The sequence below is a fragment of the Arthrobacter crystallopoietes genome (assembly GCF_017603825.1).
Taxonomy (GTDB): Bacteria; Actinomycetota; Actinomycetes; order Actinomycetales; family Micrococcaceae; genus Crystallibacter; species Crystallibacter crystallopoietes_B.
In genome coordinates this window covers 2,701,437-2,728,245 of the sequence record NZ_CP072014.1, presented here as the reverse complement: position 1 = coordinate 2,728,245, position 26,809 = coordinate 2,701,437, and the positions used below count along the sequence as shown (strand labels likewise).

The window sequence follows — 26,809 nt, the reverse complement described above, 5'->3', positions numbered from 1 at the left end:
GCAGAGTTGTCAATGCTATGCCTGTGATTCCTTCATGATGCCGCGTTCAGGCGGCACCCTTGGATGCGCGGAACCCGGCTTCGAGGTCCGCAAGAATATCGTCGATGTGCTCGATCCCCACAGCCAGCCGGACCAGGCCGGGCGTCACACCGGCGGCTGCCTGCGCCTCCGGAGACAGCTGGGCGTGGGTGGTCGACGCCGGGTGGATGACCAGCGAGCGAACGTCGCCGACATTCGCCACATGGGAGTGCAGTTCCAGCCCGTCGACAAAGCGCTTGCCCGCCTCGAGCCCGCCGGCGATTTCGAACGCGATGATGGCGCCGGTGCCCTTGGGACCGTACTTGCGGCCGCGCTCGTACCACGGGCTGGAAGGCAGGCCGGCGTACGCAACGGACGTCACGGCGTCGTTCTTTTCAAGCCATTCGGCCACCTTCTGCGCATTCTCCACGTGGCGCTCCACCCGCAGGCTCAGTGTCTCCAGACCCTGGGCAATCAGGAACGCGTTGAAGGGAGCGGCGGAGGAGCCAAGGTCACGCAGCAGCTGGACGCGCGCCTTGAGGATGTAGGCCAGGTTCGCGCCGAGCGCGCCGCCGACGCCGAGGTCGCGGGCGAAGACCAGGCCGTTGTAGCTCTCGTCCGGGGTGTTGAAACCGGGGAACTTCTCCGGATCCTTGCCGAAGTCGAAGTTGCCCGAATCCACGATCACGCCGGCGATGGCGCTGCCGTGGCCGCCGAGATATTTGGTGGCCGAATGGACCACGATGTCGGCGCCCCACTCGATCGGGCGGATCAGGTACGGGGTGGCCAGCGTGTTGTCCACGATCAGCGGCACGCCGGCCTCGTGGGCGATGGCGCTGATGCCTTCGACGTCGAGCACGTCCTGGCGCGGGTTGGACACGACCTCGCCGAAGAACGCCTTGGTGTTCGGCTTGACAGCCGCGCGCCACTGGTCCAGGTTGTCCGGATCCTCGACGAAGGTCACCTCGATGGCGAACTTCTTCAAGGTGTTCTTCAAAAGGTTGTACGTGCCGCCGTAGAGGCTCGGGCTGGCGACGACGTGATCGCCGGCTTCGGCAATGTTCAGGATGGAGAATGTGGACGCAGCCTGGCCGGAGGACAGCAGCAGTGCACCGACGCCGCCTTCCAGATTCGCGATCCGGTTCTCCACGGCCTCCGTGGTGGGGTTGCCGATACGGGTGTAGATGGGGGCCAGTTCGGCCAGCGCGAAACGGTTGGCCGCGCTTTCGGCACTCGGGAAGACGAACGACGTCGTCTGGTAGATGGGCAGGGCACGCGCGCCTGTTGCGGTGTCCGGCTCCTGGCCTACATGGATCTGGCGGGTTTCGAATGACCAGTCATTTGACATGTGGAACTCCCTCTTGTCTCAAAGGGGTCTGCCCTGGGAACCGGATTTCCGGCGTTTTCCTCGGGTGACCCGCGCTTGCGTCCCGCCTGATAGCGGGAGCCTGGTCCTCACCCGGGGCACCCCACCGCGGTTGGAGGGTTGCCGGCCAGCTAGCCGGGGCTTGTTGCTGGCACTCATGACCTGTATCTAGGTTCGGCGACGGGTACTTTTTCAGCAAGTATGTGACGGTGTGTGAATGTCAGTTAGGCGACCCTTAGTCGAGAGGCACATCACAAAGTGCCAAAATGAGGCATGCGTTTCGATCATGTCTCATATGCCTGTGAACCCGATGGCCTGGCGGCTACAACCGAACGGATTTCGGCAGCCCTGGGTATCGAAGCCGTCAAGGGCGGCGTCCACCCCCGCTTTGGAACCCGCAACATGATTTTCCCCCTGACGGACCATCATTATCTTGAGGTCGTCGAGGTGCTGAACCACCCGGCGTCGGACAAGGCGCCGTTCGGCCAGGCCGTGCGTGCCCGCTCCGAAGCAGGCGGCGGCTGGATGGGCTGGTGCGTGGAGGTTGACGATCTGGCTCCGTTCGAGGAGCGCCTGGGCCGCCATGCTGTACCCGGCGGCCGCAAGTTCCCGGATGGCCGCGAACTGACCTGGCAGCAGATCGGCATCAAGGGCCTCATCGCGGACCCCCAGGTTCCGTACATGCTGCGCTGGGACGACGGCACCGAAGAACTGCATCCGTCGAAGGCCTACCCAGCAACGGCGAAGCTGATCGGGTTGACCATCGGCGGCTCCTCCACCCGTGTGGCGGACTGGCTGGGAACACCGATCGATGCGCTCCTGGATGACGTCAAGGTCGCCTGGACGGCGCCGAACGGCACCCCGGGCATCATGTCCGTACGGTTCGAGACCGACAAGGGCGTCGTCGAACTCTAACCGCGGTTATTTCAGAGGTTACGCTCCGTTTTGGTATTGGCTCGACTGAGTCACCATCCAAGCGGAGCGTTTCTTTTGCAGACACAGAGGGAAGACGCCGCGGCGGGAGAAGTTATTCGCCGATGCCGATGGCGGAGCCGAAGAGGGCATAGCCGACGAACCCTGCGATGTCGAGCAAGGCATGGGCTATGACAAGGGGCATTACGCGTTTGGTGCGGGTGTAGGCATAGCCGAAGACAATGCCCATCAGGAAGTTGCCGATGCCGGGCCCGATCCCCTGGTACAGGTGGTAGCTGCCGCGGATCACGGCGCTGGTGACAATGATGCTCCAGGTGCCCCAGCCCAGCTTGGCCAGCCGGTTGAAAAGGTAGCCGACCACAACCACTTCTTCCAGTACCGAGTGGCGCAAGGCGGAGAGAACCAGGACCGGGACAGTCCACCAGTACTCGTCCAGCGCGGCCGGGACAATCGCCGTCGTAATGCCCAGGGCCCGTCCGCCCGCATAGACGCCTATGGTGCCCGCACCGATCAGCAGGGCCAGCCCGAAGCCCAGTCCAAAGTCTACGCCGGGCCGGGCGAAGGTAAACCCGATTTTCCGGAAGGCCTCGCGGGCGCGTTCACCCGGGGTTGCCAGCAGGAACAGCACCAGCGCTACAGGGACCAGGGCAAAGAAGATTGCCAGGAGTTGGTAAAGCAGGTCGAACAGCTCCCGCTCGTTCAGGACCGGGTTCAGCGCCGTGGTCTGCGACCCCAGTGGGGCCCGCGTCATCTTTTCCAGCAGGTTCACAAGGGCGTAGACGGCGGACTGGCCCAGGGAGAGCCCCAGAACGATCAGCACTTCGGCCCGGTAGTAACGGCGGGTGCGTGGCACGGTATCGGTGGTTGCGGTCTGGCTCTGCATGGGTCCATTTTGCCAACTCCTGCTGGGAGCGTGCTCAACAAGGACCGATCCTCGCAATCCCGCGGCCTGCTCTGGACGCCGGGGAACCTGCGTGCGAAGGTCGGAATGACAAATAAACAGCCGAAGGACAGGGAGGCCCGGCGTGCTCAATCTGGAACCAGCCGCACGGCAGGTGGCGGAAATTGTCAAGGGCATCGGGGACGGCCAGTTGGCCGCGCCAACGCCCTGCGAGTACTACAGCGTTGGGGACCTGCTCGATCACTTCATGGGCCTGACCGTCGCCTTCAGGGACGCGGCGACCAAAGCGTCGCTGGAGTCCGGCTACAAATCCGTGCCGCCTGACAGCCCGGATAATCGTCCCTCAGCTGCGAACCTGGACCCGGATTGGCGGAACCTTCTCCCCCAGCGCCTGGATGACTTGGCTGCTGCCTGGCAACAACCGTCTGCCTGGCAAGGAATGGCACAGGCCGGCGGCGTGACTATGCCGGCCGAACTCATGGCCCTGGTGGCTACCAACGAGTTGGTGGTCCACGGTTGGGATCTGGCCGCTGCCACGGGCCAGGCGTTCGACGCCGACACAGCCAACCTGCAGGCGGCCTACGAATTTGCCGAGCTCTCCGCCAAGGACGGCGAAGATCGCGCGGGCCTGTTCGGCCCGGTCATCGAAATTCCGGGCGACGCACCGCTGCTGGACCGTTTGCTGGGGCTGACAGGACGAAACCCCGGCTGGACCGCGAAGTAGCGGCAGCCGGCATCACGGACCAGCGGCCGCCCGGCTGGCGGCCGGAGGCAATCACCGGCGAAAATCAGCGCACTTTCACGCCTGCGCGCCAGACCGCGGCAGTCAGCGGCATGCCGGGCCGGTAAGCCAGATGCGTGGCCGAGGGTGCATTGAGCAGATGCAGGTCGGCCCGGTGCCCGACGGCGATCGAGCCCACCGCGCGCTGCCCATCGACGTCGGCACCAACGTGCTTGCCCAAGGCAAGGGCGCCCGCATACGTCGCCGCCCGGACTGCTTCATGGACGCTCAGTCCCATCTGCAGGACCGCCGTGGTCACGCAATAGTTCATCGAGCTTGTGTAGGACGTGCCCGGGTTGCAGTTGGAGGCAAGGGCAATTTCGACGCCGGCATCCAGCAGCTGCCGTCCCGGCGCCAAGGGCTGCCTGGTCGAGAGATCGCAGGCCGGCAGGCACGTGGCCACCGTACCGCGCTCCCCTGTCCCGGCCACGCGGTCCCAACCGGACCAGCTGTCCGCCAGTACTTTGACGTCCGTGTCCGCCAGATAATTGACATGGTCGACACTGGCGGCGCCGAACTCTACGGCGAGCTGCACGCCCGGCCCCTCGCCCAGCTGGTTGCCGTGCACACGGAGTCCGAGTCCGGCATCGCGGCACGCGGCCAGCACACGCCGCGACTGCTCCTCATTAAAGGCGCCGCGCTCGCAGAAGACGTCAGCCCACTGCACGTATGGCCGGACCGCCTCGAGCATCTCGCCGCAGACCAGCTCGGTGTAGGCATCCGCGTCCATTCCATCCGGGACCAGGTGCGCACCCAGATACGTCACTTGGTCCGCCACGGTGGAGGCGATGCGCGCGGACCGCGCCTCGTGCTCCACATCCAGCCCGTAGCCGGTCTTCGTCTCAACATAGGTTGTTCCGCCGGCGACCGCCTCGGCGACACGTCCCATCAGCAACCGGGTCAGCTCGAAGTCGTCGGCGGCCCGGGTGGCCCCGGTGGTCACGGCGATACCGCCTGCCGCATAGCTTTCCCCCGCCATCCGTGCCTCGAATTCAGCGGTGCGGTCCCCGGCGAACACCAAGTGTGTGTGCGAATCCACCCATCCCGGCAGCACCGCACGGCCTTCGGCGTCGTAAATTTCATCTGTCTGCGGCGCCTGGCCGGCAGGTCCGATCCAGCTGATCCGTTCACCCTCAACAACGACGGCGGCGCCACGCAGCACTGAGGCGGCCCCGCGTGCCGGGTCCTGGGTCATGAGTTCGCCGATGTTGGTGATCAGCGTGGACTGCGTAGCGGTCATCTTTGGAGGGCTCCCTTGGCTGCGGTGTCGCCGGCTCCTGCGGCGTCGACGTCGGCGATGGCGGCCGCGAGCAGCCGGGCGGGATCGCCCAGCGTCGCGTGGATGCCTTGGCGGGCGGCAAGGCGCCCGCCGATGACAACGGTCCTGACGTCTTGCGCGGTAGCGGAAAGCGCCAGCTGGTCCGGCTGCGAGCCGATGGTGCGCAGACTGCCGGGGTCCACCGCCATCAAATCGCAATACTTCCCCCGTTCGAACCCGGGCAGCCTTCTGCCCTGCGAACGGGCGCCGGCATCCGAGGCCGCCTCATGCAAGGTTTCGGGCGGGAACCAGCCGCGCTGCCCGGAACGCAGCCGTTCGCCATGTTCGAGCGCGCGCATTTCCAGCCACGGATCGACGACGGCGTGCTGGTCGGTGCCAAGCGCGATGCGCGCCCCGGCGTCGCGCAGAGCTGCGGCCGGACCGATGCCGTCCGCCAGGTCCGCTTCGGTTGTCGGGCACATCACCACGGTGGCATGGGCGGCGCCGAGCATGGCGATATCCTGCTCCGTCAGGTGGGTGGCGTGGATGGCCGAAAGCCGGGGGGTGAGCAGACCGCTCCGACGCAGCAGTGCCGTCGGAGTCAGCCCGGTGGCCTGCACGCAGGCTTCGTTTTCGGCCGGCTGTTCGGACAGGTGGATGTGCAGCGGAATCTCCGGCGGCAGCTTCTCGGCGATGACCGGCAGCACGTCGGCTGGCACCCCGCGCACCGAATGCAGGGCGGCACCAACAGTGACCTGATCCGGGCTGAATTCCCGTGAGACAGCTTCGCGCAGGGACTCAAGCCGCGACAACCACGCGTGGACATCCGGGTCGCCGAACCGCAACTGTTCCGGCGCGAGCTCCTGCCCGATGCCCCCGGCGAGATAGCAGGTGTCCAGCAGCGTCAGCCTGATCCTGGCGTTGACCGCCGCCCTGGCCAAGGCGAGCTCCATGGCATGCGGACCGTCGGCTCCGATCGAGTCTGCGCCGGCGCTGGCCCCGTTGCCGGCACTTCCCGGGCTCCCGCCGCTGCCCGTGCTCCCGTACGGTGTGCCGTCCGGACGGTGATGGACGTAGTGGAATTCGGCCACGCTGGTCCAGCCCGTCACCACCATTTCGGCAAAGACGGCGGTTGCCAGCTGCTTATACAACGCCGGACTCAGCGCCCCGGCCGCGCGGTACATCTGCTCCCGCCAGGTCCAGAAACTGCCCACACCCATGTCGTGCGTGCGGCCCCGCAGGACGCGGTGGAATGCGTGCGAATGGGCGTTGGACGCAGCCGGAAAGGCCACGCCGGAGACGGGCAGGTCCGATGCTTTCCGCTCCGCACCTATTTCCAGCCGGGTCACGATTCCGGATTCGTCCACTTCGACGCGCACACCCGGCACCACGCCGCGTCCGCGGATCCAGGCTGCTTCGCACCAGACGCTCACAGCAGTCCCTCCAATACGTCGGCCAGCGCACCCGCGCCCGCGTCGGCGTCGTCGTCCTCAACATGTTCTTCCGGCGAGTGGGAAATGCCGGTGGGGTTGCGCACGAAGATCATGCCGGAAGGCACATAGCCGGCCAGCACGCCGGCGTCATGGCCGGCTCCCGTCGCCAACACGGGCGCCCCGGGCAGCGCATTTTCGAGTTGCCGCTGCAGTGCCGGATCAAAGTGGACCGTGCCCGAATAGGACTCCTCCGTCAGCGTCACGGAGCAGCCTTCGAACGCCGCGATTTTTTGCGCCTGGCCATGGATCGCCTCCACGAGCGCGGCGGTCACGGCATCTTCCGGATGCCGGACGTCGAGCCACAGCTGGACCCGCGAGGCGATGACGTTGGTGCCGCCGGGAATCGGTTCCAGCCGCCCCACCGTGGCGCGGGCGTCCGGCTTGGCCGCGGCCGATTTCTGCACGGCAATGATGATCTGCGCTGCCGCCACCATGGGATCCGCCCGGTCCTGCATCAGGGTGGTTCCGGCATGGTTGCCCTGGCCGCTGACCGTCAGCTTCCACCGGCCGTGGCCCAGGATGGAACTGCCGACGGCGACCGCCGGCCCCTCCTCGCCGAGGCCGCGGCCCTGCTCTACATGCAGTTCAACGAAGTCGCCGATCCGGGCCAGCGCTTCCTCATCCCGCCCGAAGTGTTCGGGGTCCAACCCGTTCCCCTGCGACACCTCAGCAAAGGTACTGCCGTCCGCGTCGCGCAGGTTCCGGGCCTTGTCAGGGTCGATGGCGCCGGTCAACAGCCGTGAGCCGAGGCAGGCCACGCCGAAGCGTGAGCCCTCCTCCTCGGGGAAGACCGTGATGGCGAGGGGCCGGTTGGGCTGCACCCCGCGCTGCCGCAGAACGTCGACGGCGGCGAGTGCCGAGGCCACGCCGAGCGGACCGTCGAAGGCGCCGCCGCCGGGGACCGAGTCCAGGTGGCTGCCGGTGACAAGCGCGCCTTTTTCCGGCGCGCCCCACCAGGCCCAGATAATGCCGTTGCGGTCTGTCTCCACCTCCAGCCCGCGCCGCCCGGCCTGCTCGACGAACCACCCGCGCAGGTCCAGCTCCGCCGTTGAATACACCGGGCGCGAGTACCCGCCGCGGGCAGTATCACGGCCGACGTCGCTGATTGACTCGAGCAGCTGGGAAACGGTTTCCAAAGAGACCTCCGGATGGGACAGGCGGACAGGACGACAGGTCACGACGGGCGGGCGGGCGGGACGGGGCAGGATCAGGACTCGTTCATCGGTACCCGCACCCCGCGCTCGGCAGCAACCTCAACGGCCCGATCGTAACCCGCATCCACGTGCCGGATCACTCCCATGCCCGGATCGTTGGTCAGCAGCCGTTCCAGCTTCTGCGCCGCCAGTTCGGTGCCGTCGGCCACGGAAACCTGGCCGGCGTGGATGGAGCGGCCGATGCCGACGCCGCCGCCATGGTGGATGGACACCCAAGTGGCACCGGAGGAGGTGTTGACCAGGGCGTTCAGCAACGGCCAATCGGCAATCGCGTCGGAACCGTCCGCCATGGATTCGGTCTCGCGGTACGGAGAGGCCACGGAACCGGAATCCAGGTGGTCACGGCCGATCACGATCGGCGCCGAAACCTTGCCCTCGGCCACAAGCCGGTTGAACAACAGCCCGGCCTTCTGGCGCTCGCCGTAGCCCAGCCAGCAGATACGCGCCGGCAGGCCCTCGAACTCGACGTGCTCCTGCGCGGCGTCGATCCAGCGGTGCAGATGTTCGTTTTCGGGGAAGAGCTCCTTGATCGCCTCGTCCGTAACGCGGATGTCCTCCGGATCACCGGACAGGGCAACCCAGCGGAACGGGCCCAAGCCCTCGCAAAAGAGCGGACGGATGTAGGCCGGGACGAATCCGGGGAACTCGAACGCGCGGTCGTAGCCGCCCAGGCGCGCCTCGTCGCGGATGGAGTTGCCATAGTCGAACACCTCGGCGCCGGCGTCCTGGAACTCCACCATCGCCTGCACATGGCGGGCCATGGATTCCTGCGCCTTCTTGGTGAAGCCCACCGGGTCGCCCTTGGCCTCGGCGTCCCACTGGTCCACCGAGTACTCCAGCGGCAGGTAGCTCAAGGGGTCATGCGCCGAGGTCTGGTCGGTGACGATGTCCACGCTGATCTCGCCGGCCTGGTGCCGGCGCAGCAGCTCCGGGAACACCGCGGCGGCATTGCCCACGTAGCCCACGGACAGGGGCCGCTTCTCCTGCTTGGCACGCATGACCTTGTCCAATGCGGCGTCAAGATCCGTTTCCACTTCGTCCAGGTAGCGCTTGCCGGCACGACGGCGCAGACGCGTCTCGTCGACGTCGACAATCAGGCACGCGCCGCCGTTCAGGGTCACGGCCAGCGGCTGCGCGCCGCCCATACCGCCGCAGCCGCCGGTGAGCGTCAGCGTTCCGGCCAGCGTGCCATTGAACCGCTTGTCGGCGATGGCGGCGAAGGTCTCGTAGGTGCCCTGCAGGATTCCCTGGGTGCCGATGTAGATCCAGGACCCGGCGGTCATCTGGCCGTACATCATCAGCCCTTCGGCCTCGAGCCGGCGGAACTCCGGCCAGTTGGCCCAGTCGCCCACCAGGTTCGAGTTGGCAATCAGCACCCGCGGCGCCCATTCATGGGTGCGGAAGACGCCCACCGGCTTGCCGGACTGGACCAGCAGGGTCTCGTCTTTCTCAAGGGTGGCCAGCGTGCGGACAATTGCGTCGTAGGCCTCCCAGGAGCGCGCCGCGCGGCCAGTGCCGCCGTAAACCACCAGATCCTCGGGACGCTCGGCGACCTCGGGATCCAGGTTGTTCATCAGCATCCGCAGCGGCGCTTCGGTCTGCCAGCTCTTGGCCGTCAGCTCGGTGCCTCGGGGGGCGCGAACGGTGCGGGAGGAATCGTGTTGCGTGAAGGTCATTTCTGAAGGCTCTTTCTCTGCGGGAAGCGGGTAGTTATCCGGCTGTCGGGTTAGGAAGTTTGAGGATTAACGACGGCGGTGTCCCCGTCCGGCCCGGCGAAGACGCGGCCTGCTTCGGCGGCCAGGAGGGCGCCGAAGGTTTGGGCGGCTTCGGCGGTAGTTCGGTAGCTCGGCGCGACGATACTCAGGGCTGCGACCACCTTGGAACCGGCCATCACCGGGGCGGCCACCGCAGTGATGTCCGGCTCGACTCCTTCGGCTACGACGGCGAAGGACCCGGGCGCCACCTTCCCCTGCAGGGCTTCCCCGGCGGCGCTGCCGACCATGGGGAACGTGCGGCCTACCCAATTGATATGGCGCACGGTGTGCGTGCCTTCCTCGATGGCCAGGTACAGCCCGTCAGTGCTGCCGGCCGCCACGCTGAGATAGGCGGATTCGCCTGTCCGGGCAACCAGCGAGCGCAAGGCGTCCTGGCTGGTGGCGACCAGCGATTCGTGGCTCAAGGCCTGGACGCCCAGCTGGACCATACGGAACCCCGGCCGGTACAGGCCGTCTTCGCGCTTGGCCGCGAAACCGTTGGCTTCCAGGGTCCTCAGCAGCCGGAGCGCCGTGCTCGCCGAAAGGTCTGCCGCCTTGGCCGCATCGGCAAGTTTGACGCCGTCGTTCTCGCAGACAACGCGCAGCAGACCCAGGGCGCGGTCGGCGGCTCGGGTTGTGGCATCCGGCGCCGCAGCAGTCTCAGTAGTGGTGTCCACCATGGAGGGCCTTTCCGGTCGGGATCGTCGTTTCATCGACGTTGCACTTAGTAAAACATCAATTTCATCTAGTGGCAATGCCCCTTTTGTGCTTCACCATTGACGGCAAGCCGATCGCTCTGTACCTTTTCCCTATCAGCCCATAAATTTTACTGTCTGAAATGGCCTTGCCATTCAGCGGCAGAACTGGAGAAATTCCCATGGAAAAGCTCTTCCGCGGATCCACCACCAAGCGCCGTACGTTCATGACGTGCGCGTCCGCCGCCGCCCTCACGGGTCTTCTGGCGCTGACCGGCTGCGGATCAGGCAGCCCTTCGGCACCGGAGAACGCCGCGAATTCCAACGGCGCCGCACCCCAGGAGGGGCTGGATCAGGTGAGCGTCGGACTGATCCCCATCACCGACGTCGCCCCCATCTATCTGGGCATGCAGGAGGGCTACTTCGAGGACGAAGGCATCCAGCTCTCCGTCCAGCTCGCCCAGGGCGGGGCGGCGATTGTGCCGGCCGTGATGACCGGTGAATACCAGTTCGGCTACTCCAACGTTGTCTCGCTGCTGATCGCCCAGGACAAGACGCTACCGGTGAAGGTGGTCTCCAACGGCTCGAGCTCCACCAACGTGCCGGGCAAGGACGTCACCGAGGTAGCCGCCATGCCCGACAGCGGCATTGAATCCGCCGCGGACCTCGTGGGCAAGACGGTGGCGGTCAACGCCCTGAACAACTTCGCCGACGTGACCATCCGCAACTCCATCGAAAAAGCCGGCGGGGATCCACAGGACGTAAATTTCGTCGAGATGCCGTATCCCAATATGCCCGCTGCGCTGGAGCGCGGGGATGTTGACGCCGCTTGGACCACCGAGCCTTTCCGCACCCAGATCCTGGAGGCCGGCGGCGAGATCGTGGCCAGCCCCATGACGGACCTGACCGAGAACTTCGATTCGGCCTTCTACTTCACGTCCGAGCAGACGCTGCAGGAGGACCCGGAACTGGTGGAACGCTTCCAGCGGGCGCTGGATAAGTCCTTCACCTTCGCGATGGAAAACGAGGACGAGGTCCGCACCATCATCCAGGACTACGCGAAGATCACGCCGGAACTGGCCGAGACCGTGGAAATGTCCAAATGGTATCCCGAGATCAACATGGACGGACTGCGGGCATTGGGCACCGCGGCCCAGAAGTACGGAGTGCTGGAAAACGAACCGGACTATGATGCCCTGATTGCCAAGTAGCCGTATCCGCCCCCGCCACCCAACCCCCGCACCTTCAATGAAAGGCACCATGTCCCAGCTTCAGCCCGTCACCATCTCCACCGGCCCGCTCTCGCCGGAGGAAGTCATCGCCGTCGCGCGCCACGGTGCACCGATCGAGCTCAGCGCCGCGTCCCTGTCAGCCATGGCGGAGTCCCGCGCGGTGATCGACGCTCTGGTCACCGATGACAAACCGCACTACGGCGTTTCGACAGGCTTCGGCGCCCTTGCCACCAAGCAGATCCCCATCGAGCTGCGCACCCAGCTCCAGCGCAGCCTGATCCGCAGCCACGCCGCTTCCTCCGGCACCGAAGTGGACCGCGAGGTGGTCCGCGGCCTGATGCTCAACCGGCTCTCCACCATGGCGACCGGCCGCACGGGGGTCCGCCCAGTGGTGGCGCAGGGCTATGCCGCCATGCTCAACGCCGGCATCACTCCCGTGGTCGGCGAGTACGGCTCGCTCGGCTGCTCGGGGGATCTGGCGCCGCTGGCACACTGCGCTCTGGCGCTGATGGGCGAGGGCGAAGTCCGGAATAACGACGGCGCGCTGGTGCCTGCCGCCGAGGCGCTGGCTGCCGCCGGGCTTGAGCCGGTGGAACTGCGGGAGAAGGAAGGCCTGGCGCTGATCAACGGCACGGACGGGATGCTGGGCATGCTGATCATGGCCTCGGCCGATCTGCACCTGCTGCTGAAAACCGCGGATCTGGCCGCCGCCATGAGCATCGAGGGGCTGCTGGGCACGGACTCGGTCCTGGCCGAGGACCTGCACGCGCTGCGCCCGCACCCCGGGCAGATTGCCGCCGCGGCCAACATGCGCCGGATTTTGGACGGGTCGCCGCTGATCGCAGAGCAGAAGTCGTCGGATAGTGGCGACGGCCACCGCTTCACCCGCGTGCAGGACGCCTACTCGCTGCGCTGCGCCCCGCAGGTCCACGGTGCCGCTAGATCCACCCTGGCGCATGTGGAATCCGTGGCCGGTTACGAGCTGTCCTCCGCCATCGACAACCCGGTGGTTACGCCGGACGGCCGGGTGGAGTCCAACGGCAACTTCCATGGCGCGCCGGTCGGCTACGCCCTGGACTTCCTCGCCATCGCCGTTGCGGACCTGGCCTCGATGAGCGAACGGCGGACGGACCGTTTCCTGGACAAGGCGCGCAGCCACGGGCTCAACGCATTCCTGGCCGACGATCCTGGCGTGGATTCCGGCCACATGATCGCGCAGTACACCCAGGCGGGCATCGTCTCCGAACTCAAGCGGCTGGCCAACCCGGCCTCGGTGGACTCCATCCCGTCCTCCGCCATGCAGGAAGACCACGTCTCCATGGGCTGGTCAGCCGGGCTGAAGCTGCGCCGGGCGCTGGATGGCCTGACGCGTGTGCTGGCCATCGAGCTGCTCACCAGCGCCCGGGCCCTGGACATGCGCGACGGCGGCCTGGACTCCTCCCGGAGCGCCCCGGCCGTCACCGCGGTCCGGCGTGAAATTCGCAAGGTGGTCGAAGGCCCCGGAACGGACCGCTATCTCTCCCCCGAGATTGAAGCGGTACGCATCCTGGTGGACAGCGGCGTGCTGATCGAGGCCGTCCAGCAGGAACTCGGGTCGGCGCTAAACTGATCGGAGTAATTTTGCCAGCCGGCGGGTGAGTCCGCCGGCGCCCGGTCTGGAGGGGGACGCGAGCATGGGCACGGACGAGCCTGCCACAACGCAACAATCCGGCTCCCCAGCCGGCAGCCCCGCCAGTCCCAGCCGTCGGACCCTTTTCCGCCGCGCCGCCCCTATCATCGCGGTTGGTCTTGGTTCCGGGGCCCTGGGGGCGGGAGCGGCCCATGCCGCCGTCCGCCCGGGCAGTCCGCTGCCGGGGAGCCTGGGGCTGCCCTCAGACGAGGACATTGCCCGGCTGATCGCCGATCCCGCATCAGCCACGCACCGGGCGCTGGCCAACCTGCTTAGCCCTGCCCAGCCGGCCGGCGGGCAGGGCATCCAGAGCGCTGAGAACGTTGCCGGAGCCGCTGCGGGCAACGGCCGCACCGACCCGCGCAAGTCCGGCGCCGACGTCGTTCTCTTGCTGGGGCAATCCAACATGCAAGGCTCGGGGCTTCCCTATGATCCGGCCATTGACATCAGACTGGAGGGCATCGACCAGTTCGCCGGCTCGGGGCCGCATGCCGGGACCGTGATTCCGGCCGTGGACGCGCTGTTCCACGTCACGCAGAACCTGCGCGACGGTGCGCCCACTATCGGCCCCGGAATGGAATTCGCCCGTCAGCTCTGGCTCAACCAACCGGCGGACCGCAAGGTGTTGCTCGTGCCGGCGGCACTCGGCGGCACCTCGATCACCGGCAACGCGGACTATTCCTGGGACCCGTACAACACCACAGCCTCTGTGAACCTTGCCCGCCGGGGTCTCGATGCGTGCCTTCGCGCCCTCGCGCTCAACCCCTCGCACCGGCTGACGGCCATCCTGTGGCACCAAGGCGAATCGGACGCGCTGCCCAAAGTGGGCCAGGACTGGTACCGGCGCAAGCTCCTGCAGATCATCGACCTGTACCGTGCAGAACTGGGCCCGGTCCCCTTCCTCATTGGTGGCATGGTGCCCGAATGGATCGCCGCGGACAAGAAGATCCGCGGCCGCATTGACGCAGCGCACCGTTCCATTGCCTCCCACCGGCCGCAGACCGCCTTCGTCGAGGGACCAGCCGGCGCCAACGGTGCCAGCGACGGCATCCATTTCAACGCTGCCGGCGCCCGCGAGCTCGGCCTGCGCTATTACCGGACTTTCTCCGGCATGGCCGCCAGCTGAACCGGCGGCAAAAACTCCTCGCAGCGTACGACGGCGGGGGCTGAGCGCCGCGATAGCCCGCCCTATCTGATCCTGAGGTGGTTGACGCCGGACCACCCGGGATCAAGTTCCGCACCGACGCCGGTCTGTCCCTCTTCCCAGGCCGCCGCGGCCGCTTCCAGGTCCCAGCCGGCGGAGGTAGTCGAATCCACGTAGAAGTGCAGAATGCGGCGGCCGTCCGTTGTTTCGGCCGCAACCAGACGGCCGTTGCCGTTAAGCGCTTCGGCGAGCGCCTGTTCCATCGTCTGCAGCCGGCGCCCCGAGTCCTCGCCCGGCAGCCCGTCCTTCAAGACCTGGGCATAGCTGAGCTGCACGGCCACATGCTGGTCGAAGTCGGGCCAGAACGCCGGTACCAGCGGAACCTGCACGTAGGCGGAAATGGGCCGGTCCTCGATCGAGCGGCCGTGCAGCTCTTCCCAGATGGGCTCGCCGTGCCCGTCGAACGCGCCGGCGCGCAGTTGCTGCACGACGGCCGGCAGGTCACTCAGCGGGATATCCCCCGGATGCGGCTGCAGCACCGGTTCGATAATGCCGATCCACGCGTTCACGTCCTGCTGGCCGATGGCATGGTCCAGCATGATGGCCACCGGGACCAGCCTCTTGTCCGCGGGGAGCCGGCCCAGCTTCGGGTGGTAGACCGAGATGTCCGCCGAATACCGGTTGCGCATCAGGCCCACCCGGAAGTCTTCGCCCGCGAACTCCTCGCCGCCGACCCCCAACGTCAGTTCCTCGAAGCGCGCGGCGGCCTGCCGGGCATCCGCATACTCCCAGTGCCGGTCCGGTGCCGGAGCCGCCTTGAGCACACGCCGGGCCAGGGCCGCGTGCTCGGGACTATCGGGGAAGATGACCAGTTCGTGTTCCGCCGTCGTTCCGGGCCCGAGCTCCCAGGCCAGGCCCGGATCGATCCTCGCGATCCGCCGGCCCAACTGCTTGACGTAGTTCTCGGCGTAACCCTCTGCCCCCTGTGCGATGCGCCCGGCGGCATCTGCTTCCCACCAGGCCCAGAACTCCCCCACAGCATCTACGTCCATGCTCCCTGTCCTACCCGCTGACTGCGTCCCGCGAAGCGACGAACGCACGCACGCAAGCTTCGACGTCGTCCGGGCTGTGGGCGGCGGAAAGCTGCACGCGGATCCGGGCGGCACCTTGGGGAACCACCGGGTAGCTGAAGGCCGTCACATAGACCCCGTGCGCGAGCATCTGGTCCGCCACCTTGCCGGCCAGCACCGCGTCGTGGAACATTACCGGGATGATGGCGTGCTCCCCGGCCAGCAGCTCGAACCCTTCCTCGGCCATGCGGCGCCGGAAGAGCGCCGCATTTTCCTGCAGCCGGGAGCGCAGTTCGCCGGATTCGCGCACTAGCTCCAGCGCCCTGAGCGTGGCGGCGACGATGGCCGGGGCTACCGAGTTGGAGAACAGGTAGGGCCTGGCACGCTGCCGGAGCATCGCCACGATCTCCGCGCGCCCCGAAACGTATCCGCCGGAGGCGCCGCCAAGGGCTTTGCCGAAGGTCCCGGTGTAGATGTCCACCCGGTCCGACACCCCGGCGTGTTCGGGCGTACCGGCACCGGTGGCGCCCATGAACCCTACGGCGTGCGAGTCATCCACCATGACCAGCGCGTCGTATTTTTCGGCGAGGGCGCAGATATCCTGCAGCGGGGCAAGGTAGCCGTCCATGGAAAAGACGCCGTCGGTGACGATGATCCGGCGTCGCGCCCCGCCGCCGTCGTTCATTGCCGCGGTTTCCTGGAGCCGGGCTTCCAACTCCGCCATGTCCCGGTTGGCGTAGCGGAACCTGGCCGCCTTGGACAGCCGGATGCCGTCGATGATGGAGGCATGGTTCAGCGCGTCCGAAATGATCGCGTCCTCCGGTCCGAACAGGGACTCGAAGACGCCCCCGTTCGCGTCGAAGCAGGAAGAGAACAAGATGGTGTCCTGGGTACCAAGGAATTCGGAGACCCGGCGCTCAAGCTCCAGGTGCAGGTCCTGCGTGCCGCAGATGAAGCGCACGCTGGCCATGCCGAATCCACGCTCGTCCAGCGCTGACTTGGCCGCAGCAATCATGTCCGGGTGGTCGGCCAGGCCTAGGTAGTTGTTGGCGCAGAAGTTGAGCACCTGGCGGGACGGGCCGTCCAGGCTGCCGGCAGTGATGTGGCTGGACTGCGGAGAGCTGATCCGGCGTTCGGCCTTGAACAGCCCCGCGGCGCGGATTTCATCCAGTTCCGCGGCCAGCTGGTCTTTGAGGGCAGAGTACATGCGAAGCTCCTTAGATCCTTCTCCAGTCAAGGACAACCTTGCCGCCGGCGCCGTGGCGGGCGATTTCGAAGCCCCGTTCCCACTCGGCGGCCGGCAGCACGTCCGTGATGACTCCCGAAATGGCCTCGTGCAGCACCGGGTTCGATTGCAGCATGGCACTCATCGCATACCAGGTTTCGAACATCTCCCGCCCGTAGATGCCCTTGAGCGTGAGCATGTGCGTGACCACCTTGCCCCAGTTGATGGCGATGTCTTCGGTAGGCAGGCCCAGCAGCGCAATCCGCCCGCCGTGGGTCATGTTGTCGATCATTTCCCGCAGCGCACTGGCCCGCCCGGACATCTCCAGCCCGATGTCGAAGCCCTCGGTCAGGCGCAACTGCTCCTGGGCCTCGGCCATCCGTTCATGGCTGACGTCTATGGTCATGTCCGCGCCCATCCGCTTGGCCAGGTCCAGCCGGGATGCGGAGATGTCGGTAATGGCGATGTTGCGGGCACCTGCGTGGCGGGCAACAGCGATAGCCATCAGCCCGATCGGTCCGGCCCCGGTGATCAGCACGTCCTCGCCGACCAGCGGGAAGCTCAGGGCGGTGTGGACGGCGTTGCCGAACGGATCGAAGATGGCGCCGAGTTCGGGGGTGATGGACGGATCGCGGTGCACCCAGACGTTGGTCTCCGGAATCACCACGTACTCGGCGAAGGCCCCGTCCCGCTGGATCCCGACGCTGACGGTCCGGATGCACATCTGACGCCGCCCGGCCCGGCAGTTGCGGCAGGTACCGCAGACAATGTGCCCCTCGCCGGAGACGCGGTCCCCCACCTTGACGTCCCGCACCAGGCTGCCGGCTTCCACCACCTCGCCGTAGAACTCATGCCCGGGGATCAGCGGCGTGGGAATGTTCTCCTGCGCCCACGGATCCCACGCCTGGATGTGCAGGTCAGTCCCGCAGATTCCGGTGGTCACTACTTTGATCTTGACGTCGTCCTCACCGGTTCGCGGCTCGGGACGGTCAACAAGCTCGAAGCCGGCCTGTGGCCCGGATTTGAACAGCGCCTTCACTGACACTTCCTTCCGATTCGGATTGCCGCGGCCCGCGGGCGGACCGGGATCGCCGGCGCCCGACGTGACCGCGGTCACGCAATGGAACCACTCTACTTAAGCGGTAGGACAGTTGGGAGATTGAATCCGGTCGTGGTGTTGAACAGCCGAAAGCTAACGACGGCGGGTGGCGGCCGCCGTCGTTAGTTATCAACATGGGGCGGTCGCTTCTAGTGATCGGGGCGTTTGGACGATAATTTGTCAGCAGGACTGCAGAGAAAGCGAGGCCGACGTGACCGAAGTGCTGGCGTACCCGGGTGTCCAGGTGTTTAGCGACGACCCGTATTCGGACGGGAACCTAGCGGATCCGTACCCGCTGTTCGAGCGGATGCGCGCGGCCGGGCCGGCGGTTTACCTGCAGCAGTACAACGTGCTTGCGTTCACCCGCTTCGAGGAATGCCGGGACATTCTGGCGGACCACCAGACGTTCATCAATGGTGCCGGTGTGGGGCCGAAGAACCTGCACAAGGAGCCGTCATGGAAACCGCAGGGCATCCTGGATTCGGATCCGCCGGTACACACCCCGCTGCGCAAGGCCATGGCCTCGGTCATCTCGCCCAGGGGAACGCGTGCGTTGCGCGCCGGATTCGAGGCCTTCGCCGCGCAACTGCTGCCGCAACTGCTGGAGCGCGGGGAGATCGACGGCGTCAAGGACCTGGCGCAGGTCTATCCCCTCCGGGTCTTCGGCGACGCGGTGGGCATTCCGCGCGAGGGCCGGGCTGAAAACCTGATCAGCCAGGGCGCCATGAGCTTCAGCTACTTCGGCCCCGAGGACGAGCGCCAGCAACACTTCATCGAGCAGGGCGCCGGCACCTTTGACTGGGTCATGGACCATACCGCACGCGCCAAGCTGGCACCCGGCGGACTCGGTGCACAGCTGTGGGACCGCGCCGATGCCGGGGACATCAGCGCGGAAGCGGCGCCGTTGCTGGTCCGGGCGCTGCTCTCCGCGGGGCTGGACACCACCGTGATCGGGCTCGGGAACGCACTGAAACTCCTCGCCGAGCACCCCGAAGAGTGGGCCAAGCTCCGGCAGAATCCGCGGTTGGTCAAGTTCGCCATCGACGAGGTGCTCCGGTTCGATTCGCCCTTCCAGTCCTTTTTCCGCACCACCGGCAGCGATACGGTATTCCGCGGCATCCCGATTCCGGCCGAAACGAAGATTGTCCTCTTCCTCGGGTCCGCGAACCGGGACCCGGCGCAATTCGGGCCGGACGCGGATGAATTCCGTATCGAGCGCGATGCCGCCCGCATGATCGCCTTCGGCAACGGCATCCACCGCTGCGTCGGCCAGCCGATCACGAGGCTGGAGATGGAAGTGGTGCTCGGCTGGCTCGCCGAGCACGTCGAACGCCTGGAGCTAGCCGGCGAGCCCGTCCCGTACCTGCACAACACGCTCAAGGGGTGGGAATCCCTCCCACTGCGGCTCATCCCGGCGTGAGTGAGCGGAGGCGCCGGCGGGCCGCCGGTTTCGCCGTGATGCTCCGGAAGATAACGGCGGCGGCTCCCGACTTGCGGCGCTGGGTAGACTGTGAGGCACGCCACTACTTTTCCTTCAGGCAAGGTGGCTGACCTCAGCGAGCGGAGCAACGGTGCATTCCCACGTCCGATCGGCCTTCGGGCCTGTCCAGCAACAGGCCTACGCTGCCCACGAACTCCTCGATGACGCCGTCCGCACGATGCCCAGAGCGGGTGTCGGTACCTTGTCGGGCTTACGGAAGGTAGTGCGCGAATCCTGGGAACGCTCCATGAGCCTGGTCCCGGACCCGGAGGACGCGCTGGCACGGGTGGACCTGGTCGACGAGGAGCTGGAGGAGTACCGGCTGAGCCACCCGCTGGCGGCGATTATGCCCGTCATCCACCGCCTTCTGGTGTTGCCGAGCCATGACACGGGAATGCTGGTGGCGGTCGGCGATGAGAACGGCCGGCTGCTCTGGGTTGACGGGGATACCCGGTTGAAGCGCCAGGCCGAAAAAATGACCTTCATTGCCGGCGCCGACTGGTCCGAAGGCACCGTAGGCACCAGCGCGCCGGGCACGGCGCTGGCGCTGGGCCGCGGCGTGCAGATCTCCGGGGCCGAGCATTTCAGCCGCATTGTCCATCCGTGGAGCTGCACCGCCGTCCCTGTACGTGATCCCGATTCCGGCGCCGTCCTCGGCGTCGTGGACATCACCGGCCGCGAAGAGGCGGTCGCCCCGCACACGCTCTCCCTGGTCCAGGCCACCGTAGCCGCGGCAGAGGCGCAGCTGCGCATCGAACGCCTGCAGCGCGGACAGGCGCAACCCACAGCCAAACCACCGCTCAAGGCGCAGGCCCCGGGCCGGGCCTCGAGGCCCCGGCTCTACAGCAACACGCTGTCCATCACCGGCCGGGACCAGGGCCAGCTGAGCCTGGAGGGCCATACGTTGGATTTGTCCCTGCGCCACACGGAGATCCTCACGCTGCTCGCCCTGCATCCGCGCGGGCTGACCGCGGACGCCCTCGCCGACCTGCTTTATCCGGATGCCCAGAGCATTACCCTGCGGGCCGAAATGGTCCGGCTGCGCAAACTCATCGGCTCGGCCAACCCGGCGGCGGTTCCGCAGTCCCGGCCGTACCGGCTGCCGCAGGAACTGATCCTCGACGCCCGCCAGGTCCTCAATTACTTGCAGCGCGGTGCCCACCGCCTGGCCCTGAACATTTACCAGGGGGCGCTGCTGCCCATTTCGGAGGCCCCCGGCATCGTGCGCTTCCGCGAGGAGGTCAGCGTGAACCTCCGCGAGGCCGTACTCAACGATGCCTCCGCGGAAACGCTGCTGCGTTACCTGCAGCTGCCGGAAGCAGAGTACGACGCCGAGGCCTGGCTCAGTGCCCTGCGCGTCCTCCCGGCGCGCTCGCCGAGACGCACCGCCGTCGTTGCCCATCTTGAACGGATCGAAGCCGAGCTGCGCTGAGCCGTGGTAAATTCCAGCGGTGGATAACGTCAGCCGCCCCTGGCCCGCGCTCTGGTCCCTGGTCATCGGGTTCTTCATGATCCTCGTGGACACGACGATTGTCTCGGTGGCCAACCCCGCGATTATGCGCGGCCTGCAGACCGACATCAACTCGGTCATCTGGGCGACCAGCGCCTACCTGCTGGCCTACGCCGTACCCCTCCTGATCACCGGCCGGCTGGGCGACCGCTTCGGACCCAAGAACCTGTACCTGACCGGGCTCGTGCTGTTCACGGCCGCGTCGGCCTGGTGCGGTTTCGCCAACGACATCCAGATGCTAATCCTGGCGCGCGTCTTCCAAGGGGCCGGGGCGTCCATGATGACGCCGCAGACGATGGCCGTCATCACGCGGATCTTCCCGCCGGACCGGCGCGGGGCCGCGATGGGTCTGTGGGGCGCGGTGGCCGGCCTGGCAGCACTGACCGGTCCTATCCTCGGCGGATTGCTGGTGGACTCGCTGGGCTGGGAGTGGATCTTCTTCGTCAATATCCCGGTCGGCCTGCTTGGCTTCCTGATGGCGTGGCGCTTCGTCCCCGCTCTGCCCACCCATTCGCATACCTTTGATCTCGCCGGCGTGCTGCTCAGCGCCGCCGGAATGTTCCTGCTCGTCTTCGGCATCCAGCAGGGCGAAACCTACCATTGGGGATCGATTGCCGGACCGATTACGGTCTGGAGCCTGATCATCGCCGGAATTCTGGTGCTGGCCGCGTTCGTGCTATGGCAGTCCCGGAACCGGAAGGAACCGCTGCTGCCGCTGAAGATTTTCCGGGACCGCAACTTCTCGCTGGCCAACGGCGGCATCACCACGGTGGGTTTCGCGGTCACCTGCATGTCGTTGCCGCTGATCTTCTTCTTCCAGAGCGTGCGTGGCCTCACCCCCACCGAGTCCGCGCTCATGCTCGCGCCCACCGCCATCATTTCCGCCGTGCTGGCGCCGCTGGTCGGACGAACGATCGACAAAGTCAATCCGAAGTTTTTCGCCACGGCTGGGCTGGTGCTGATGGCCGGTGGCCTGGGCTGGTACGCCTTGCTCATGACACCGACGACGGCGGTAGGCCTGCTCCTGCTGCCCGCCGCCGTGCTGGGTCTGGCCAACGCCTGCGTCTGGGGCCCGATGTCCACCACCGCCACAAGAAATCTGCGTCCGGCCGACGCGGGTGCCGGTTCCGGTGTCTACAACACCACCCGGCAGATCGGCGCGGTCCTGGGCAGCGCCTCCATCGCAGCCTTGATGCAGGCCCGGCTGGCCGAGGAACTGCCCCGCGGTGCAACTGTTTCCGGAGCCCAGGCTGAGGCGGGAGCTGCGGTGCTGCCGGATTTCCTGCATGCAGGTTTTTCGACGGCGATGGCCCAGTCCCTGCTCCTGCCGGCGGCGGTGGCACTGGCGGGCGCCGTAGTGACGCTCTTCTTCGCCCGGCCGCAATCGGTCACGGATTGGGGAAAACCGGTTTCGGAAACGCCGGGCCCAGCGGCCGTAGAACCGGCAGAGCCCCCGCACCGGCCGCGGTAACAGGATTCAGTGTCGGGGCGGCGCCGCCACCGGGAACTGGCCGATCCACCGTGCAACCTTGGTGCAACGTTGCGGCCCCTAGTCTGTGGTGCATGAGCGGGAGTCGACGATGACGCGCTCAAACCACGCTGAAGGAGTTAGCAATGACTGTTTACGCACAGCCGGGCCAGGATGGTTCGAAGGTCAGCTTCAAGCCGCGCTACGAGAACTGGATCGGCGGCGAATGGGTGGCCCCGGCCAAGGGCCAGTACTTCGAGAACATCTCCCCCGTGACCGGCAAACCATTTTGTGAGGTAGCCCGCGGCACCGCCGAAGACATCGACCTGGCCCTCGACGCCGCGCACAAGGCGGCCCCGGGCTGGGGCAAAGCCTCCGTGGCCGAGCGCGCCTCGGTGCTGAACCGGATTGCGGACCGGATCGAGGACAACCTCGAGATGCTTGCCGTCGCCGAGACCTGGGACAACGGCAAGGCCGTACGTGAGACCCTCGCCGCCGACATCCCGCTGGCCGCGGACCACTTCCGCTACTTTGCCTCCGCCATCCGGGCGCAGGAGGGCCGGCTCTCCCAGCTGGACGACGACACCACCGCCTACCATTACCACGAGCCGCTCGGCGTGGTCGGCCAGATCATCCCCTGGAACTTCCCGATCCTGATGGCCGTCTGGAAGCTGGCCCCCGCGCTGGCGGCCGGAAACGCCGTCGTACTTAAACCTGCGGAGCAGACGCCGGCGTCGATCCTGGTGCTGATGGAACTGATCGCCGACATCCTCCCCGCCGGCGTCGTCAACGTGGTCAACGGCTTCGGCGTCGAGGCCGGCAAGCCGCTGGCCTCCAGCCCGCGGATCCGCAAGATCGCGTTCACTGGCGAGACCACCACCGGCCGGCTGATCAGTCAGTACGCCAGCCAGAACCTGATTCCGGTCACACTCGAGCTCGGTGGCAAGAGCCCGAACATCTTCTTCTCCGACGTCGCGGCCGAAAACGACGCGTTCTACGACAAGGCACTCGAGGGCTTCACGCTCTTCGCCTTCAACCAGGGAGAGGTCTGCACCTGTCCCTCCCGCGCGCTGGTCCAGGGCTCCATCTACGATTCGTTCATGGCGGACGCGCTGGCGCGCACGGAAAAGATCATCCAGGGCAACCCGCTGGACTCCGCAACCCAGATCGGCGCGCAGGCCTCCAACGACCAGCTGGAGAAAATCCTGTCCTACATGGACATCGGCAAGCAGGAAGGCGCGAAGGTCCTCACCGGCGGCGAGCGGAACATCCTCGACGGCGACCTGGCCGGGGGCTACTACGTCAAACCGACCATCTTCGAGGGCACCAACGACATGCGCGTTTTCCAAGAGGAGATCTTCGGGCCGGTGGTCTCCGTGACCCGGTTCAACGACTACTCCGAGGCCCTTCAGATTGCCAACGACACGCTCTACGGCTTGGGTGCCGGCGTCTGGTCCCGCAACGGCAACGTGGCCTACCGCGCCGGCCGCGAGATCCAGGCCGGCCGGGTGTGGGTCAACAACTACCACGCCTACCCGGCCGGGGCAGCCTTCGGCGGCTACAAGTCCTCCGGCATCGGCCGAGAGAACCACGCCATGATGCTGGACCACTACCAGCAGACCAAGAACCTGCTGGTCAGCTACAACGAGAACAAACTCGGTTTCTTCTAAACATGGCCGACCTCGTGAATCTCGATGCCACGGTAGCGATACCCGGGGAAGATTTCTCCCGGGTAGCGCTGACACCGGCCGCGGTGGAACTGCTGCAGAAGCTGTGGGGAATCCACGGGCCGCTGATGTTCCACCAGTCCGGCGGCTGCTGCGACGGCTCCTCGCCCATGTGCTATCCGGCCGGGGAGTTCATCACTGCCGAAGCGGATGTGCTCATGGGGGTCTTCGAGTTGCCGGAGTGCGGTCAGCTTGGGTTCTGGATGTCGCGGGAGCAGTTCGCCTACTGGAAGCACACCCACCTCACCGTCGATGTGGTCGACGGCCGCGGCAGCGGGTTCTCGGTGGAAGCTCCGGAAGGCAAACGGTTCCTGATCCGGTCTACCCTGATCGACGTCGCGAACTGATCCAGTTCCGGCCCGGACGGCGGCTGTGCCTTGCGGCGCGGCCGCCGTCTGCGCGATTCGTGAATGAGAGCTTCGGACTTTCGACGGAGGTCTTTCCACCGGTCGGTTTTGGTGCTTCCATGTTAGTTGGGGGTAGAGGAAACCTACCTGACGGAGCATGCTGTGGACGGCAAGTTGCGCGTGATTGTTCATTCAGCTGGCATGGTCCGGTACGCAGCGGATAGACGTTTCACAGCCCGGACATCCGGAATGGCCGCACCATGACCGGCTGGAGCGACGAAAACACCGCCGGTTCTGCCGGCGAAGGCGCCGTGACCCTCCTGCAGGGAACGTCCTTCTGCATTTCCTTTGCCAATGGCGACATGAATCCTGAACGGCCGCACGGATTCTTCTATCGGGACACACGGTTCATTTCAGACTGGTCCCTCTCCGTGAACGGCCGGCCGGTCGAGCCGCTGGAAGCCATCCTTTACGACCCGTACCGCGCCGTCTTCATCGGCCGGGCCGAACGCACGGACGGGCTCGCCGACAGCAATCTGCTGGTCGAGCGCCGTCGAAGCCTGAACCACGGGGTCCACGAGGACGTGACCGTCTCCAACCACTCCAGGGAACCGGCGGCCTGCCAGGTTCAGCTCACCGTCGGCGCAGATTTCGCCGACCTGTTCGAGGTGAAGGCGGGCTTGAAAGAGATTACCCACGCCCAGCCGGCCCAGCGGCACACCGACAACCTGATCATTGCGTCCGAGGGTCTGCCGATCACCGCCAGGATAGTCGTGGCCGCGGAGGGTGCCGAGATCGCGGGAAACCACATCAGTTACAGCGTCGTGATTCCCCCGCAGCAGAAATGGACTGGATCATTCACCGCCCTGCCGGATATGGACCGGAGCCGTTCCCTGGACGGCCTCAATCCGCGCCAGCAAGTGCATTCGACCCTGCCCGAGGAACGGCTGATGGAATGGCGCCGGAACGTTCCGCTGGCCCGGATGGATAACAAAGACGTCGAAAAGGTGCTCGAACAGAGCCAGGCTGACCTCGGGTCGCTGCGCATCTTCGACCCGGATCATCCCGGCCGCGTAGTGGTGGCGGCAGGATCTCCGTGGTTCATGGCGCTCTTCGGCAGGGATTCGCTGCTGACGTCCTTCATGACCCTGCCACTTGATCCGTCACTGGCCCTCGGCACATTGCAGACCCTGGCAGAGCGGCAAGGCACGGAGGTGGATCCGCGCAGCGAGGAACAGCCCGGAAAGATCCTCCACGAAGTCCGCTTCGGAGCCAGCGCCGGACAACTGCTGGGCGGTGACAACGCCTATTACGGGTCCGTCGACGCGACGCCGTTGTTTGTCACGCTGGCGGGCGAGTTGACCCGCTGGGGCTTCTGGCCCGAAGTAGCCAATTCCCTCCTGCCCGCGGTCGACAAGGCGCTGGATTGGATCACACAGTACGGCGACATCGACGGCGACGGATTCGTCGAGTATGCGAGGGCCACCGACAAGGGCCTCCTGAACCAGGGTTGGAAAGACTCCTGGGACGGGGTCAATTTCGCGGATGGAAGACTGGCCTCGCCCCCGATCGCTTTGTGCGAGGTCCAGGGCTACGTTTATGCGGCCTACATCAGCCGGGCGCTGATGGCACAGTGTGCCGGCGACAATGAGCTGGCGGCCCACTGGGGATCCCGGGCGGCCGATCTGAAAACGGCATTCAACGACCGATTCTGGCTTGAGGACCGCGGCTACTTCGCCATCGCCCTGGACCACGACAAGCGCCCGGTGGACTCCTGCGCTTCCAACATGGGGCACTGCCTATGGAGCGGAATCGTGGATAACGACAAGGCGCCGCTGGTGGCGCGGCGGCTGATGTCCCCCGAAATGTTCTGCGGCTGGGGCGTACGTACCTTGGCGTCGGATATGGGTGCCTACAACCCGGCCAGCTACCACAACGGATCTGTGTGGCCACATGACAACGCCCTCATCGCCGCCGGACTGATGCGCTACGGCTTCATGGACGAGGCGACCCGGATTGCCCTGGCCTTGTTTAACGCGGCTACCCAGTTCGGTGGCCGGCTGCCGGAGCTGTTCTGCGGATTGGACCGGGAATCGTATCCCGTGCCGGTGGCCTATCCAACATCCTGTTCGCCGCAGGCCTGGGCCGCAGCCGCACCCGTACATCTCATGCGGGTGCTGCTGAGGTTCGATCCGTGCATGACGCACAACGGGCTTTGGCTGGCACCGCTGATTCCGGCCGAGCTGGGACCGCTCCACGTCACCAACCTGCCGCTGGCGGGCGCACGCATTTCCGTGAGCGTGGCCGACGGGCAGACCGAGGTGGACGGTATTCCGGAATCCATCGAGCTGCACCGAAAACCGCGCAAGCCGCTGGCAGATCTACTGGACGTCTACGCAAGCAACACCGGGAACTAGCGCAGGAG

21 protein-coding genes and 1 riboswitch are annotated in these 26,809 nt (G+C 66.4%); of the genes, 11 read left to right on the top strand and 10 right to left on the bottom strand.

The window, feature by feature from the left end:
• Window positions 1–46 precede the first annotated feature (46 nt).
• Window positions 47–1,366: a bifunctional o-acetylhomoserine/o-acetylserine sulfhydrylase gene (locus tag J5251_RS12525; RefSeq protein ID WP_139006618.1), complete on the bottom strand. Its 1,320-nt coding sequence runs from the start codon at window positions 1,364–1,366 to the stop codon at window positions 47–49.
• Between the two features lie 66 nt (window positions 1,367–1,432).
• Window positions 1,433–1,547, bottom strand: a riboswitch (SAM riboswitch).
• A 110-nt stretch (window positions 1,548–1,657) separates the two neighbouring features.
• Here J5251_RS12525 and J5251_RS12520 point away from each other — a divergent pair.
• Entirely contained in the window at window positions 1,658–2,299 is a 642-nt protein-coding gene (locus J5251_RS12520) for a VOC family protein (protein ID WP_139006617.1), read from the top strand.
• A 112-nt stretch (window positions 2,300–2,411) separates the two neighbouring features.
• Here the strand turns inward: J5251_RS12520 and J5251_RS12515 are convergent, their stop codons facing one another.
• Window positions 2,412–3,200, bottom strand: coding sequence for a CPBP family intramembrane glutamic endopeptidase (locus J5251_RS12515; protein ID WP_139006616.1), 789 nt, complete (start codon window positions 3,198–3,200; stop codon window positions 2,412–2,414).
• A 142-nt stretch (window positions 3,201–3,342) separates the two neighbouring features.
• On the opposite strand from J5251_RS12515, the gene J5251_RS12510 reads away from it, so the two are divergent.
• Window positions 3,343–3,942, top strand: a complete 600-nt coding sequence (locus J5251_RS12510) for a TIGR03086 family metal-binding protein (protein ID WP_208574166.1) — start codon at window positions 3,343–3,345, stop codon at window positions 3,940–3,942.
• A 64-nt stretch (window positions 3,943–4,006) separates the two neighbouring features.
• On the opposite strand, the gene hutI is transcribed toward J5251_RS12510, so the two are convergent.
• The 5 genes from hutI to J5251_RS12485 form a co-directional block, all read right to left on the bottom strand.
• Entirely contained in the window at window positions 4,007–5,239 is a 1,233-nt protein-coding gene (hutI, locus tag J5251_RS12505) for an imidazolonepropionase (RefSeq protein ID WP_139006614.1), read from the bottom strand.
• Window positions 5,236–6,690 (bottom strand): amidohydrolase family protein, encoded by a 1,455-nt coding sequence (locus J5251_RS12500; protein ID WP_208574165.1) that lies wholly within the window; start codon window positions 6,688–6,690, stop codon window positions 5,236–5,238. Before J5251_RS12500 ends, hutI begins: the two co-directional genes overlap by 4 nt.
• Window positions 6,687–7,886: an allantoate amidohydrolase gene (locus J5251_RS12495; protein WP_139006612.1), complete on the bottom strand. Its 1,200-nt coding sequence runs from the start codon at window positions 7,884–7,886 to the stop codon at window positions 6,687–6,689. Before J5251_RS12495 ends, J5251_RS12500 begins: the two co-directional genes overlap by 4 nt.
• Window positions 7,887–7,957: 71 nt before the next feature.
• Window positions 7,958–9,640, bottom strand: a complete 1,683-nt coding sequence (gene hutU, locus J5251_RS12490; RefSeq protein WP_208574164.1) for a urocanate hydratase — start codon at window positions 9,638–9,640, stop codon at window positions 7,958–7,960.
• 50 nt (window positions 9,641–9,690) lie between these two features.
• Window positions 9,691–10,395 (bottom strand): IclR family transcriptional regulator, encoded by a 705-nt coding sequence (locus J5251_RS12485; protein ID WP_244250658.1) that lies wholly within the window; start codon window positions 10,393–10,395, stop codon window positions 9,691–9,693.
• A gap of 200 nt (window positions 10,396–10,595) precedes the next feature.
• On the opposite strand from J5251_RS12485, the gene J5251_RS12480 reads away from it, so the two are divergent.
• From J5251_RS12480 to J5251_RS12470, 3 genes are all read left to right on the top strand, one after another.
• Window positions 10,596–11,624, top strand: coding sequence for an ABC transporter substrate-binding protein (locus tag J5251_RS12480; protein ID WP_208574162.1), 1,029 nt, complete (start codon window positions 10,596–10,598; stop codon window positions 11,622–11,624).
• Between the two features lie 49 nt (window positions 11,625–11,673).
• On the top strand, window positions 11,674–13,254 hold the full coding sequence (gene hutH, locus J5251_RS12475; RefSeq protein ID WP_208574161.1) for a histidine ammonia-lyase: 1,581 nt from the start codon (window positions 11,674–11,676) through the stop codon (window positions 13,252–13,254).
• 64 nt (window positions 13,255–13,318) lie between these two features.
• Window positions 13,319–14,440: a sialate O-acetylesterase gene (locus tag J5251_RS12470; protein ID WP_208574160.1), complete on the top strand. Its 1,122-nt coding sequence runs from the start codon at window positions 13,319–13,321 to the stop codon at window positions 14,438–14,440.
• Between the two features lie 62 nt (window positions 14,441–14,502).
• Here J5251_RS12470 and J5251_RS12465 read toward each other — a convergent pair whose 3' ends face one another.
• From J5251_RS12465 to tdh, 3 genes are read right to left on the bottom strand one after another with little or no spacing between them, the layout of a single operon-like run.
• Complete coding sequence (locus tag J5251_RS12465) at window positions 14,503–15,510, bottom strand: DUF695 domain-containing protein (protein ID WP_139006606.1); 1,008 nt, start codon at window positions 15,508–15,510, stop codon at window positions 14,503–14,505.
• Window positions 15,511–15,520: 10 nt separating this feature from the next.
• Window positions 15,521–16,735: a glycine C-acetyltransferase gene (locus J5251_RS12460; RefSeq protein ID WP_208574159.1), complete on the bottom strand. Its 1,215-nt coding sequence runs from the start codon at window positions 16,733–16,735 to the stop codon at window positions 15,521–15,523.
• A gap of 10 nt (window positions 16,736–16,745) precedes the next feature.
• Entirely contained in the window at window positions 16,746–17,792 is a 1,047-nt protein-coding gene (gene tdh / locus J5251_RS12455; protein ID WP_208574158.1) for an L-threonine 3-dehydrogenase, read from the bottom strand.
• A gap of 271 nt (window positions 17,793–18,063) precedes the next feature.
• Here tdh and J5251_RS12450 point away from each other — a divergent pair, with 271 nt between their 5' ends.
• The 6 genes from J5251_RS12450 (at window position 18,064) to J5251_RS12425 (ending at window position 26,801) form a co-directional block, all read left to right on the top strand.
• Window positions 18,064–19,272 (top strand): cytochrome P450, encoded by a 1,209-nt coding sequence (locus J5251_RS12450; protein WP_244250657.1) that lies wholly within the window; start codon window positions 18,064–18,066, stop codon window positions 19,270–19,272.
• A 151-nt stretch (window positions 19,273–19,423) separates the two neighbouring features.
• Window positions 19,424–20,764, top strand: coding sequence for a helix-turn-helix domain-containing protein (locus tag J5251_RS12445; RefSeq protein WP_244250656.1), 1,341 nt, complete (start codon window positions 19,424–19,426; stop codon window positions 20,762–20,764).
• A gap of 19 nt (window positions 20,765–20,783) precedes the next feature.
• Entirely contained in the window at window positions 20,784–22,313 is a 1,530-nt protein-coding gene (locus tag J5251_RS12440; RefSeq protein WP_208574157.1) for a DHA2 family efflux MFS transporter permease subunit, read from the top strand.
• 143 nt (window positions 22,314–22,456) lie between these two features.
• Window positions 22,457–23,980 (top strand): acetaldehyde dehydrogenase ExaC, encoded by a 1,524-nt coding sequence (exaC, locus tag J5251_RS12435; protein ID WP_139006602.1) that lies wholly within the window; start codon window positions 22,457–22,459, stop codon window positions 23,978–23,980.
• A 2-nt stretch (window positions 23,981–23,982) separates the two neighbouring features.
• Window positions 23,983–24,384, top strand: coding sequence for a DUF779 domain-containing protein (locus J5251_RS12430; RefSeq protein ID WP_208574156.1), 402 nt, complete (start codon window positions 23,983–23,985; stop codon window positions 24,382–24,384).
• Window positions 24,385–24,644: 260 nt separating this feature from the next.
• On the top strand, window positions 24,645–26,801 hold the full coding sequence (locus J5251_RS12425) for an amylo-alpha-1,6-glucosidase (RefSeq protein ID WP_208574155.1): 2,157 nt from the start codon (window positions 24,645–24,647) through the stop codon (window positions 26,799–26,801).
• Window positions 26,802–26,809 lie beyond the last annotated feature (8 nt).

Excerpts from the sequence above, each read along its gene's own strand:
- J5251_RS12525 (WP_139006618.1), bottom strand. The coding sequence starts at position 1,366 with ATGTCAAATGACTGGTCATTCGAAACCCGCCAGATCCATGTAGGCCAG.
- J5251_RS12520 (WP_139006617.1), top strand. The coding sequence starts at position 1,658 with ATGCGTTTCGATCATGTCTCATATGCCTGTGAACCCGATGGCCTGGCG.
- J5251_RS12515 (WP_139006616.1), bottom strand. The coding sequence starts at position 3,200 with ATGCAGAGCCAGACCGCAACCACCGATACCGTGCCACGCACCCGCCGT.
- hutI (WP_139006614.1), bottom strand. The coding sequence starts at position 5,239 with ATGACCGCTACGCAGTCCACGCTGATCACCAACATCGGCGAACTCATG.
- hutU (WP_208574164.1), bottom strand. The coding sequence starts at position 9,640 with ATGACCTTCACGCAACACGATTCCTCCCGCACCGTTCGCGCCCCCCGA.
- J5251_RS12480 (WP_208574162.1), top strand. The coding sequence starts at position 10,596 with ATGGAAAAGCTCTTCCGCGGATCCACCACCAAGCGCCGTACGTTCATG.
- hutH (WP_208574161.1), top strand. The coding sequence starts at position 11,674 with ATGTCCCAGCTTCAGCCCGTCACCATCTCCACCGGCCCGCTCTCGCCG.
- J5251_RS12470 (WP_208574160.1), top strand. The coding sequence starts at position 13,319 with ATGGGCACGGACGAGCCTGCCACAACGCAACAATCCGGCTCCCCAGCC.
- J5251_RS12465 (WP_139006606.1), bottom strand. The coding sequence starts at position 15,510 with ATGGACGTAGATGCTGTGGGGGAGTTCTGGGCCTGGTGGGAAGCAGAT.
- J5251_RS12460 (WP_208574159.1), bottom strand. The coding sequence starts at position 16,735 with ATGTACTCTGCCCTCAAAGACCAGCTGGCCGCGGAACTGGATGAAATC.
- exaC (WP_139006602.1), top strand. The coding sequence starts at position 22,457 with ATGACTGTTTACGCACAGCCGGGCCAGGATGGTTCGAAGGTCAGCTTC.
- J5251_RS12430 (WP_208574156.1), top strand. The coding sequence starts at position 23,983 with ATGGCCGACCTCGTGAATCTCGATGCCACGGTAGCGATACCCGGGGAA.
- J5251_RS12425 (WP_208574155.1), top strand. The coding sequence starts at position 24,645 with ATGACCGGCTGGAGCGACGAAAACACCGCCGGTTCTGCCGGCGAAGGC.